Raw genomic sequence first — 11,738 nt, 5'->3', positions numbered from 1 at the left:
GTGCGGGTTCAACCCCGGTGTCGTGGCCCGCCTGCTGCAGGCGATGGAGCAGGGCGACGCCGCCCGCCGCATCCCGGCCGACGCCGAGGCGGGCACCCCGGAGCGGTGGCAGCCCGGCCCCGGCAAGGCCAGCGAGGTGGACCCGAACCCGGCCCCGCCCCGCTGCCCGACCTGCCACCAGGTGATCCGCACCGGCACGCCCAAGGCGGCCACCGTCACCCCGCGCAGCGGCGGCGGCAGCGGCACGGTCAACTCCGACGGCAACGAGCCGCTGGGCCGCGGCGTGCTGCGCGCCTGGACGCTGGAGTTCATCAACGCCCACCCCGGCCACGAGTTCACCCCGGGCACCATCGCCGAGTCCCTCGGTGCCCAGCACGGCCGCACGATCAGCTCCGGCGCGGTGCTCAACAACTGCCGCACCCTGGCCATGAACGAGCAGATCCGGGTGGTCCGGCAGGAGCCGTTCACCGTCACCGCCAACCCGCCCGCCGCCGAGTCCACCAGCGACGGCGAGCAGCAGTAACACCCCTCCAACGCGCTGGGGCCGAGCACACCGCTCGGCCCCAGCGCTGTCTTCCCTACCAACAAAGGAGAAACCGTGGCACACGAACTCGAAACCTTCGCTGACGGCACGACCAGCTTCGTGTCCGCCCGCCAGTCAGCGTGGCACCTGCTCGGGACGGTGACCGACCGCAGCCAGTCCGCCGAAGAGATGATGACCAAGGCCAAGCTCGGCGGCTGGGGCGTGCGCAAGATCCGGCTCGTCGGGATTGACACCCTGCCCGATGGCACCGAGGTCCAGATCCCCTGCGACGACCAGATGATGACCGTGCGCCGCAACCCGGTCACCGCCGGAACCGACTATCTCGGGATCGTCGGCAACGACTACGGCGTCGTGCAGAACGAGCAGGCCGCCGAAGTCCTCGACCGCCTCGTCGACCAAATCGGCGGCGCCCACTACGAGACCGCCGGATCGCTGCGCCGGGGCAAGAGCGTGTTCCTGACGATGAAGCTGCCCACCGCGATGGAAATCGCCGGGGTGGACCGCATGGACCTGTATCTGATCGCCACCACCAGCCACGACGGCACCTCGGCGCTGCGCATCGACGCCAGCCCGATCCGGGTGGTGTGCGCCAACACGCAACGCGCCGCGTTCGCCCACTCGGTCGGCCACTACGTGTTCCGGCACACCAGCAACGTCGCCTCCCAGATCAGCCAGGCCCGCGAAGCCCTCGGGCTGATGTGGAAGTACATGGACACCTTCCAGACCGCCGCCGAGAAGATGATCAACGAGGCGCTGACCATGGGCGAGTTCGAGAAGATCGTCGCCCAGCTGTGGCCGGTCGCCGACGACGCCCCTGACAAGACCAAGAACAATGCCAAGGAACGCCTCGGGACGCTGAAGTACCTGCTGCGCGACGCCGACACCCAGGCCGCGATCAAGGGCACCCGGTGGGCCGGCTACCAGGCCATCACCGAGTACCTTGACCACGTCCAGCCCGCCAAGAACCCGCTCGTGCGGGCCAACCGGGTCGTGACCGGCAAGGTCCCCGAGATCAAGATCCGTGCGTTCGACCTGCTCAAGGTCGGAGCCAGCCGATGACCGGACAGCGACCCGCGCAGTGGTTCTACTTCGGACCGTGGGCGTTCTCGATCGACGAGGCCCAAGCGCTGATCGCCGACCATCCCCGTGAACCGGCCAGCCTCAACGTCGCCGCCTGGGCCAACGCCTACGGCCTGACCCACATCGACGACCCGGACCCGCGCACGGTGAGCCTTATCGGCCCCACCCGCGACAGCCTGGACCGCGAGTACGCCATGGGCACCGACCTGACCAAGCCGGTGCTCGTCGCGACCCTGGAGGCGGACGGCGAGCTGACCCCGCTGTTCATCGACGGCGTACACCGGCTCTACCGGGCCTGGCGCGAAGGCGTCACCCATCTGCCCGCGTACGTGCTCACCGTCGCCGAGACCCAGCAGATCAAGCGCAACCGCATCGTCGGCGGCGGCATCACCCCGCGTCGGCGCACCAGGCAGCGTCACGACCGGTAACCCCCGCCGAGCATCACCTCCAGTCGATGGCCGCCCTCGTGGCGGCCATCGGCATTTCCATGCCCACCAACAGAAACGAGCCATCATGACCTACACGCCCGCGTGGCTGCGCCGGTGTGACTGCCGCTGCCCTGTGCACCACGGGTATGAGCGCACCACCTACGCCGACGACGGCTGCGCCTGCACCATCACCTGCACCACCCAGCCGATGACCCTGCTCGCCGAGCAGTGGAACTGCGCCTTGTTCCTCGACATCGGCGGCGACCTCTGGTTCGTCAACCGGCTTCCCGGCGGCCAGTGGGACTGGGCGACCTGCGACCACATCCACGAACACCACGACTTCTACGACGCCAGCATCATCATCACCCGCCAGCTGCGCCAGACCGCCGCCGTCCTGGCCAACCCGACGCAACTGCGCCGCGAGCCGTAAACCCACCCACCCAGCACACCAAGGGCCTGGTCGGGCCGCCCGAGAGGGCGGCCCACCGGCCTTTTTTGTGTTTCACCCCCAAGGAGAACGCACATGACCCGCCTGCCACCGAGCCCGTTCGAGCGCACCTGCGACTGCCGCTGCCCAACGCACCACGGCCGTCATCGCTTCACCTACAACGACTCCGGCTGCCAATGCCGGATCACCTGTGCCACCCAGCCCACCACGCTGCTAGCCCCACGCGGGGCCTTGTTCCTCAACTACCACGGCGACCTGTGGACAGTGCCGATCCTCGCGCCGGACCGCTTCGACTGGCGGCACGCCGCACCGGTCACCACCGACCGCGACCCGGCAGACAGCGCCATCGCGCGCCTCCTGCGCACCGCCACAGCCGAACTGCGCCAACACCTTTCCTGAACCGCCCCAGTCCTTCTGGGCCGCCGCGCCGGCCACGCCGAGCGCGCATGCGGCCCTTTTTTGTTGCCCAGAAAGGCCATCACGCCATGACCACGAAAGCCATCACCGGCCTCATCATCGCTGTCCTTCTCGGCTGTATCGGCGTGCCGATGCTGCTCATCTCCGCCGTCCTGGGCGGCTCCGGCGGCTGCACACCCGCCTACCCCAACGGCTCCGCCCAGCCCGGCATCGGCCGCTGGGACCGCGAGCAGGTCTCCATCGCCGCCACCATCGTCCACGTTGGTCTCGCCAAAGGCGTGCCACGGTGGGGCTGGGTCGTCGCCCTGGCCACCGCCATGCAGGAGTCCCAGCTACGCAACCTTCCCCACCTCGGCGAGAACAACGACCACGACTCCATCGGCGTGTTCCAGCAACGCCCAAGCCAGGGCTGGGGCACATCCGAACAGCTCGCCGACCCCGCCTACCAAGCGGGCAAGTTCTACGACAAGCTGCTGACCATCCCTGGCTGGCAGCAGATGCCCCTCACTGAAGCAGCGCAACGGGTTCAGGTCAGCGCCTATCCCGATGCGTACGCGAAGTGGACCAGTGATGCGATCCAGCTCGCCGACGCGCTCGCCTCTGGCAGCGCAAGCGTCAGCCCTGAAGCGATCGGCTACTGCGGCGCCACCGGCACCTGGACCCAACCCGTGATGGCGTTCGTGGTTTCCGGATTCCGTTCCGAATCCAGGCCCGGCCACGATGGCGTGGACCTCGGAGCGGCGCGCGGAACACCGATCCGGGCCGCCTCAGCAGGCGTCGTAGTGCGGGTGCGCTGCGACATCGAACCGGCCAGCTGGGGCTGCGACCGCGACGGGACGCCGAGCACCCCCGGATGCGGCTACTACGTGGACATCGAGCACCCCGGCAAGATCTACACAAGGTACTGCCACATGCTCACCCCTCCGTACGTCGCCGAAGGGGACCAGGTGGTCGCCGGGCAGGTCATCGGCCTGGTCGGCTCCAGCGGCCACAGCAGCGGACCACACCTGCACTTCGAGGTGCACCTGGGCGACCAATCTGAAGCCACAGCAACAGATCCGGTGTCCTTCATGGCTGCCCAAGGGGCACCACTCGACACACCGGTCGGGTGACGACCGGCTACTCGGGTGGCGGCAACCCTGCAGGGCTGGTGTTGCCCAACCCGAGCTGTCGGATCGCGTCGTCGCCGAGGATGTCGCGCAGATGCCCGCGTGCGGTCAGGTAGAGACGGCGCAGTTCGGCGATCTCGTTGGTAAGGGCAGGAATGTCGGCCAACGCCAGCGGCGTGTAAACAAGTCCAAGCTGCTGCACAGTATCGGCGGTCAGCTCGGCGACGGCCGCCTCATGGCGCTGCCGGACATCGGGCAGCTTGTTGTGTCCCATACCGTCCCTTCCCGCGCCGACACTGGATGCGTTGCCCACGTTCGGCACCGATCGTCTCACGGCATCGGCGACTGCCACTACGGCGTGGGCGTCGTCGCTAATGGCACGGCGTGCCGCGCTGCCTCCAGCCACCTTCTGGGCTTGGCCTAGACGGACGGCGCACCGAAACCCGCGGCGATGTCCTCCCGCTTGGCCCGCCAGGTGCTGCCCGCCCGGCGCACGTAGAACTCCGGCTTCTTGGGGTAAAGGACGAACCACTGCGGCCGGCCTTCGACCTCCAGCAGAAGGACATGCTTGTGCTCGTGCTCGACCCACCGCAGCTGATACTGCGGCTCCGGTTCGATGTTGTCCCGAATGACGGAGACGACCTGTCGCTGCAACGCGTCTCGCTCGGCGGAGGGCACGCCGACGATCGTGCCGTCGTCGTCAACGCCAATCACGATCGTGCCTGAGTTGTACGAGGCGAACGCCGCGACCGTCTTCAGGAACGACCGCTTGTCATCCTGTGCGGTCAGGATGCGCTTGAACTCGATGTACTGACCTTCACCGCTGGAGATCAGCAGTTCCAGGTCGGTTCCGGGTTGGTCGAACTCGATGGAGGTGTCCCTAGTGCCGCCCGGGATCAGCGTGTCGAAGTAGCGGAAGTCCAGCCAGTCATCGTCTGTTCGCAGGACAAGCAGGGTATGTGCCGCCAGGCCAGCCGGAGTCCTGAACGTGACCCGTCCGGTCGCGCCGACGGGCCGGGACACGCTCGTTGTCGGTGTGGTCAACTCAAGCCGGGCACCGGAAAGGTCGCTGCCACGCACGTCGACCACCACCGACAGTGGGCCGATCTTGATCCGGTGCAGCCAGGCGCGCCGCTCGTGGCGGATCACCCGCCAGAGCCTGCCGTGATCCTGGTGATCCGGCGGAGCGGCGTCGAAGAATGCACTCGACGCGGCGGCGTAGCCCAGAAACGACGGCCCGTCTCCGATGAAGAGGCCGTCCTGCCTGCTCGGCAGCTGCCGGCCACTGACCTGCCACTCGGTGCGCGGCCACGGAGTGATCAGCCTGCCAGTGCGGCGCTGCCCGGCAATGCGCTCCCAGTTCGCGTTCGACGCGGCCGGTTCAGGCACCGTGACCTTGAACCCGGCGACCTCCTGCGGCTGCCCGCCTAGCAGAGCGCTGGCCAGTGTTGCCGGGACCTGCTCCTCCAAGAACACATCCTGGTGATAGGCCCACCGCCGCGAGATCAAGGGAGCTGGGGCGTCGATGATGACCTCGCCCCGGCGCAGCTGCCATTGGTCGGCTTCCCGGCTGACCGCCAACCGTACCGCCACCGTCTCGGCACGCGCGACGGTCACGGCTAGGTCGGCGATTTCGATTGATCCGCGGTCGGTCACTATGGGTCCTCGTTCCTGCCCTTGGCGCTGCCGGTCAGGGTGTCGGCCGACGCTCAACTTTATGGCGGGCCGACTGGGGTTGTCGCACGGTTTCCTCCGGCCAAGGGCGTCCTGCGCGCGACAATCAACTGACAGGCAGACCAGAATGACCTTTGCTTTCACCCGCGTCCCGTAGAGCACGAACAGGCGATGCTGTGCGGTGAGGACGGCCCGCTACTTCGACTACCGGAACTGCGCATCTGCTCGAGGCCACGGAGAGGCGTAGGAATAGCCTGTCATGATCTCGTGAAAACCCGCGTGGAGTGCAACAAGCCTTCGCATTGGGTCACGGTAGTACCGGACTTCGCCAGCGGGTATGGACATCGGGTCGCGGCGCTGGATGACGGCGGTGGGATTCTCCCGTCGCAAACGAAAGGCCCTCGTGTTCGCCTCCTGCACGTAGTCATACGGGTGCGGCTCGTGGCCTGGAAACCATAGATGGGAGGCCAGCTGCCATGCGCGTTCGCACAGCTCCGCCGTCGCGGTCCAGTTTGCGATCCCCACAGTGGGGCGCCGCTGAGCCATCTCACGGAAGTGCCGTAGCTCCTCGACGGCGATGACGATGGCGTAGAGAAAGATCAATTCGCTGCTGTAGTGGTCGTATGACGGGATGTTGAAGTTGTTGCGGCCGTAGACGACTTCGGTGACGTCGGCGAGTGGATGGACGAAGGCGCTGAGGAAGCGGTAGTGCACTTCAAGCTTGGTGATCGTCGCTTCGTCGGCGAAGCCGTTCGACATCAGGTTCTTCTTGATACTCGACCAGCTCAGATAGGTCCGGTAGATGTGATCATTCTCCTGGGCGAACTTTCGATCATCCTCGATGTCGCCGATGCCGTCGTCGAACTCGGCTTGCGCGCTGGCGGGGCCAAGGTACGGCTGATACTGCCTGAGCAGAAAGTAGTGGGGGCTGATGACGTAGGTCTGCCCCTGCTCGTCCGGAGTTGAGCGTAGGCCCTCGTACGTAACCTCGACGAGGTTCTTCTTGCGGGCCCAGTCGATGATCTCCGTAAAGGCATCGCCGGCCGCGCGCTTTCGCTGCCAATCGGCCCAAGTGGCGTCGTCAACGCCGGAGTAGATGCGGATGTAGCGCGCGCCCGAGAACACCAGGTGGTCCACCAGCATGTGTTCCAGTGCCGTGCGTAACGTGGCGAAGGCCGACAGGTAGGCATCGTTGGCCGCCTGCTGCAGTGCGGCTTCTAGATACTGGGCAACGTTTCTTACCCTGTCCGCGCATTCGGTGTGCTGCATGTGCTGGGTGTCATTTTGGTGCTGTAGCCGGTCTCGGAGACTGCGTAGTTCCTCGACGAGCCGGTCGGCCGCAGCGATTAGCGTTGGGTGTTCAAGCGAGCCGGGCCATGTCACAGCCTCAACCTTTCGGTGGTCTACCCGCTTGGCGCGGGTCGGAGGACGGCACGATTATGCCAGTAAAGTCATCTGGTCGAACGCTTGGGCGCGTTCGGCGATACGTACCCGGTCTCGTCCAGGATGCCGGGCTGTCAAGATCGCCTCACGGCGGATTGAGGAGCGGGCCACCTACCTAATCCGGCCGCTGCCTTGAAGTGCTCCGGCAGTTCGGTTTCCCATTCGCGTCGCTTGCGGCGGCCGAGTCCGGTGGTGGGTGGTACGCCTGCTGCTCGGGACAATTCCGCGCCGGTGGGCACCCGGCCTCCAGCGACCTCGCTTTCCCAGAATCGGCGCATAGCTTCTACGGCGGTGAGGTCGGCCTCGTCGTCGGGCCGGTCGTCCAGCTCGTCGTCTGGCTCCGGCTCGTGAGTGCCGTCCACCTGGGTTGCGGGCGGGCCCGTCGTCTGGAACGGCTCGCCGCCGAGGTCGACGCGGCTGAGCGTGTCGGTGTCGAGGTAGTGGCGGCGGCGAGAGGTTTCGGCATCGCGTTCCTGGGCGATGGACTCCGGTTCTGCGGTCCCCGCCAAGGTAGACCGGCCGTTGGCAAGGCCGCCCTGGAGTGGGTGTGTTGTGCGCCAGGCGTCCTCGGGGACCGTCAGGCCGCCGAGTAGACCGGCGAACACCTCGGTGCCGTTGACGCCGTTGGCGAAACCAGCCGTGATGCTGTCCTCGGTCTCATCGGTGTCCCGGAGCCCGGCAGCCGGGACCGCGACCGCAGCCGTGTGTCGCGGTGGCAGTGCGGCCTGCCACGCGTTGAGGTGCGCTACGGCTTGCGGTGATGTGGCGTCGACGAATCCGTAGAGGGTGGCCATGTACATCTGCATGGCTTCACGCTCGTTGGTGGCGTCGGGGAAGTCGGCCAGGCCGATGTGCTCGGCGGCGGCCATCGCCTGGCGGATCACCGTGCGATGGGCGCGGCGTACCCGCCAGGCGAACGACTTCTTGGTTTGCAGTAGGTGGAGGTGCAGACGTGCCTGGCCGAGCTTGGCACGGCGGCGTGCCCGGTCAACCTCGGACACGTCCCGGTCACCGGCTTCGGCAAGCCGCAGCCAGACGAAGATGCGTTCCGGCGTGAGGGTCCAGTTGATCCGGCGGACGGTCTTGCCGAGCCGCACGTTGCGTTCGGCGGCGAGGGCTCTTTCCCACATCCACGCGGCAACCAGCGGCGCGACCAGGCGCAGGCAGACCTCTCGGAAGCTGTCGCTGTCCAGCGCGGACAGGGTGGCGGTCAGCCCGGCGAGCACCCACACGGCGATGCCGTCGACGCCGGTCGTGCCTTTCTCCGGGTCGCGCAGCAGTCGCGACCGGGCCAGCAGCGCGGAGGCGAACAAGGCGATTTCGATGAACCAGAAGAAGGCGTACCGCAGCGGGGATTCGCCGAGGATGTCAGTGAAGAACTTCCACATACCCGACGCGCTCACCGCAGTGGCGAGGGCGGCGGCGACGATGGTCAGGATGTTGGCGACAAGGAGAGTCGCCCGGTGCTCTTTCATCTTCCGGAGCCGGTTCGCCGCCAGCAGCAGCACCGCTACGCCCGCCAGCGCGCCGAGGCCGATGACCACTGGCTGGTTGGCGGCATAGAAGGCGCTGAGGTCGTCGAATGTCACGCAGGCGTTCCTTTCTCGTCGTGCCGGGGGGCGGCGTGAGACCGGCTTCGGTGGTGCCACGCGGTCAGGCTGGTGCTCGGTATGGACGCTCGGTCGGCAGGCAGTAGCAGTGGACTTGGGCCCGGCGCGCCTGTAGCGCCTGGTGTACGGCGTCGATCTCGGTGTGGCTGGTGGCGACGCCGGACCAGGCGACGGCGACCGCTCCGGGCTCGATGCTGGGTGTGGGCTCGCCGGGTGGCGTGATGGCGATCCAGATGTCGGTGACCAGCAGCACGGAGGCTTCGCGTAGCCGCAGGACGGTCGGATCGTGGTGCAGGCTGTGGGTTGCCGGGAGGTCGTCGAGGTCGGCTCCGTAGGCGGGGTCGAACTCGTGGATGACGTCCGCGCCGGCGCACAGCTTCATCGCGAGGTCGGGGCGTTGGTCGGCGGGAGACGCTATGCCGAGCCGTTCTGCCGTGCCGCGGCACAGCTCCCAGACGTCTTGCGGGTGCATGTTGAGGTGGTCGGCGACCTGCCACCAGTCGAGTCCTGCCTGCAGGGCATCGTGCACCACGGCCTGGTGCAGCATCTCGGCGCGTTCGCGTAGCAGCCGGATGGGTTCGAGGGTGCGCCGCCAACGTCGCTGGGTGACGGCTTGCGCCGCCAGGCCGAAGGTGTCGGCGTGGGTGGCGCGGCATGCGTCGCGAAGCGTCGCGGTGTGGGTGGCCTCTCGCGGTTCGACCATAGTTACGTCCTTGGTTGGGAAGCGGGACGGGGTTGGTGGTGCGGTTTCATTGCCACGCCAGGGCGGCTGCCGCCCCGGCGATCAGGAACGGACCCAGCGGCAGGTGACCCCCGGCTCGGAGCGTTCCGGTCTTGCGCATGGTGAGGGCGGTGACGGCGGCGGTGCCGAGGCCAAGCAGGCACCCGGCGTACACGGCGGTCCAGCTGTGCCAGCCGAGGGCGGCGGCCACGGGTACCGCCAGGGCGACATCGCCCCAGCCGAGCTGCCCACACGATGCCACGGCCAGAACGGCGAACAACCCGGACAGCACGGCACCGGCGGCCATAGCCCGCCACCACGCGGTGCCGTCACCTTCGGCGGCCAGCAGGACGAGGAACCCGATGGTGGTGGCGGCGGTGAGCCGGTGCGGCAGGCGCATTACGGCGAGGTCGACGAAGGCCAGCACGATCATGCCGGTGGCCCACCAGGCGTACGCGGCCAGCTGCCACCCGGTCCACCCGGATACCAGCAGCACGGCAACGGCCACGAGGGCGGCGGCTTCCAGCCGGTACGGTCGCGGCCCGACCGGAGCGGTGCACGAGCGGCAGCATCCGGCGGGACCGCACGCGCCCGGCCACAACGGTGCTCCGCAACCGCATCGTGTGCGCCACGGCTGGTCGGGCTCGGTGCTGTGATGGACGACCAGCCAGCGCAGCAGCAGCGTGATCGCCGTCGCGTACGACACGGGTGGCGCGGCGGGCCGGGTTGAGGTGGTGGTGCTCATCGGCGTTCCAGGCTGTTGCGTAGTTTCGTGGCCAGGGCGGTGGTTTCCTCTTCGGGTTCGGCGTCCAGGTCCGCCAGTGCCTTGGTGAGGGCGCGAAGCAGGGTGCGGATGCCGTCGGCGTCGTGCAGGGCGTGCCGGGCGTGCATGGCCTTGCGGTAGAGGGATTCGTTGTAGCGGTCCAGGCCAATGGCCTTGTCGAGGAGGTGGGATGCGGCCTGCGGGTCGGTGTCGAGCAGGTCGTCGGCCAGCAGCAGGTGCGCTTCGGTGCCCCAACGGCGGACCGCCTCGCGGTGCGGGGTGATCCATTCGTAGTCCGTGCCCTCGGCCAGCGGCGCGGCATACAGGTCGCAGGCTTGGGTCAGCAGGGCACGGCGCTGTTCGCCGGTGGCGATCGTTCCGGTGCGCAGCAGGTCGCGTAGCTGCCAGATGTCGACCTCGACGGTGGCCGGGTCGAGCCGGTACCGGCCTGCGCTCTTGATGACGTAGGCGGCCTTGGCGTCGGCGCTGCCGGCGCGGGCGAGCACGTGCCGCAGGTTGGAGGCGTTGGTGTGCACCCGCTGGTCGGCCTGGGACAGGCGGGCGTCGGGCTCAAGGTATTCGCCGATCTCGCGGGTGGACGCGCCGTCTGGGTGGCAGGCCAGGAACACCGCCAGCTCGCGCGCCTTGCTGCGCAGATCCCGACCCGGTTCGGTGATGTCTTCGATGCGCGGTGGGCCGAGCACGCGCAGCCGCGCCTTCCGGCGTCCGGCGGTGGCCGAGACGTCAACGCTGCCCGGTATTGGCTGCTCGGGCGGGGATGCCGGTGCCGGGTCGGCGGCGCGGCTAGCGACCAGCGGAATGGTCGGCGTGAGCGAGGGCGCGGCGGGTGGCTGGCCGGTGTGGGCTTCGTGCAACGTGTTCAGGACGTGCACGGCGGCGTCGGCCTGCAGGACCGGCAGGCGCGGCGGGATGGGCTCGGCGGGTTGTCCGGCGAGCAGTTTGGTGTGCCCGTCTGGGGAGACTTCGACGGTGGCGCCGTGAGCCCATTCGCCGAGAAGGAGCGCCGACACGTGCAGTCCGGAGCCGAGGGCGAGGCTGACCTTGGCGCGCATCCGGGCGCCGGGCTGTGGGCTGTCGGCCACGAGCAGGATCGGCGGCAGCGCCTCCTCGTAGGGTGCTTGTGCTCGCAGGGTGTCCAGGTCGTCCACGGAGTGTTCGTCCAGGATGCGGGAGCGATGCAGCAGCGCCGCTTCGATGGTGGTCAGGGCGTCGTCGATGTCATCGGCAATGTGCAGGCGGGGCCACGGTCCGAGGGTGGCCGCGTCGGAGCCGATCAACGTTGCGAGGGTGGCGGCGTCGATGACGACCTCGCCGCGCCGGTCGGGGTGGTGCGGACCACCGGAGGCGAGAGTGGCGACGAGGGCGGCGCGGGCGGCGGCGTGGGCGCCGTCACCGAGTAGGCCGATGCCGCCGGGCGGCAGGGCGGCCAGCTCGGGGACGGCGGCGGCCTGCTCGGCTTCGTCGGCGGGCAGGGTCAGCT

12 protein-coding genes and 1 pseudogene are annotated in these 11,738 nt (G+C 68.3%); 6 read left to right on the top strand and 7 right to left on the bottom strand.

The window, feature by feature from the left end:
- The 6 genes and pseudogenes from DM816_RS35035 to DM816_RS35010 form a co-directional block, all read left to right on the top strand.
- Window positions 1–523 (top strand): annotated as a pseudogene (locus DM816_RS35035) (MarR family transcriptional regulator); the annotation flags it as partial.
- A 75-nt stretch (window positions 524–598) separates the two neighbouring features.
- Complete coding sequence (locus tag DM816_RS35030; RefSeq protein WP_117214750.1) at window positions 599–1,603, top strand: DUF932 domain-containing protein; 1,005 nt, start codon at window positions 599–601, stop codon at window positions 1,601–1,603.
- Window positions 1,600–2,052: a hypothetical protein gene (locus tag DM816_RS35025; protein ID WP_117214749.1), complete on the top strand. Its 453-nt coding sequence runs from the start codon at window positions 1,600–1,602 to the stop codon at window positions 2,050–2,052. Before DM816_RS35030 ends, DM816_RS35025 begins: the two co-directional genes overlap by 4 nt.
- Before the next feature lie 85 nt (window positions 2,053–2,137).
- Window positions 2,138–2,482 (top strand): hypothetical protein, encoded by a 345-nt coding sequence (locus DM816_RS35020; protein ID WP_117214748.1) that lies wholly within the window; start codon window positions 2,138–2,140, stop codon window positions 2,480–2,482.
- 93 nt (window positions 2,483–2,575) lie between these two features.
- Window positions 2,576–2,899: a hypothetical protein gene (locus tag DM816_RS35015; RefSeq protein ID WP_117214747.1), complete on the top strand. Its 324-nt coding sequence runs from the start codon at window positions 2,576–2,578 to the stop codon at window positions 2,897–2,899.
- A gap of 86 nt (window positions 2,900–2,985) precedes the next feature.
- Window positions 2,986–4,029 (top strand): M23 family metallopeptidase, encoded by a 1,044-nt coding sequence (locus DM816_RS35010; protein WP_117214746.1) that lies wholly within the window; start codon window positions 2,986–2,988, stop codon window positions 4,027–4,029.
- 7 nt (window positions 4,030–4,036) lie between these two features.
- Here the strand turns inward: DM816_RS35010 and DM816_RS35005 are convergent, their stop codons facing one another.
- The 7 genes from DM816_RS35005 to DM816_RS34975 all read right to left on the bottom strand — a co-directional run.
- A complete protein-coding gene (locus DM816_RS35005; RefSeq protein WP_117214745.1) occupies window positions 4,037–4,300 on the bottom strand; it encodes a hypothetical protein in 264 nt (87 codons plus the stop codon).
- A 146-nt stretch (window positions 4,301–4,446) separates the two neighbouring features.
- Window positions 4,447–5,682: an AlbA family DNA-binding domain-containing protein gene (locus DM816_RS35000; protein ID WP_162908147.1), complete on the bottom strand. Its 1,236-nt coding sequence runs from the start codon at window positions 5,680–5,682 to the stop codon at window positions 4,447–4,449.
- A 222-nt stretch (window positions 5,683–5,904) separates the two neighbouring features.
- Entirely contained in the window at window positions 5,905–7,083 is a 1,179-nt protein-coding gene (locus tag DM816_RS34995; RefSeq protein WP_162908146.1) for a hypothetical protein, read from the bottom strand.
- Window positions 7,084–7,217: 134 nt separating this feature from the next.
- Window positions 7,218–8,732, bottom strand: coding sequence for a hypothetical protein (locus DM816_RS34990; RefSeq protein WP_117214742.1), 1,515 nt, complete (start codon window positions 8,730–8,732; stop codon window positions 7,218–7,220).
- A 64-nt stretch (window positions 8,733–8,796) separates the two neighbouring features.
- Window positions 8,797–9,456 (bottom strand): hypothetical protein, encoded by a 660-nt coding sequence (locus DM816_RS34985; protein ID WP_117214741.1) that lies wholly within the window; start codon window positions 9,454–9,456, stop codon window positions 8,797–8,799.
- 46 nt (window positions 9,457–9,502) lie between these two features.
- Window positions 9,503–10,219 carry a prepilin peptidase gene (locus DM816_RS34980; RefSeq protein WP_117214740.1) on the bottom strand — a complete coding sequence of 239 codons (717 nt, stop codon included), beginning with the start codon at window positions 10,217–10,219 and terminating at the stop codon, window positions 9,503–9,505.
- A partial coding sequence (locus tag DM816_RS34975) for an AfsR/SARP family transcriptional regulator (RefSeq protein WP_211588990.1) occupies window positions 10,216–11,738 on the bottom strand: 1,523 nt, incomplete at its 5' end. The genes DM816_RS34975 and DM816_RS34980, both read right to left, overlap by 4 nt.

The organism is Allorhizocola rhizosphaerae (assembly GCF_003426775.1).
Taxonomy (GTDB): domain Bacteria; phylum Actinomycetota; class Actinomycetes; order Mycobacteriales; family Micromonosporaceae; genus Allorhizocola; species Allorhizocola rhizosphaerae.
Note: the sequence above shows the minus strand (reverse complement) of the source record. Positions and strands in the feature narration are given on the sequence as shown.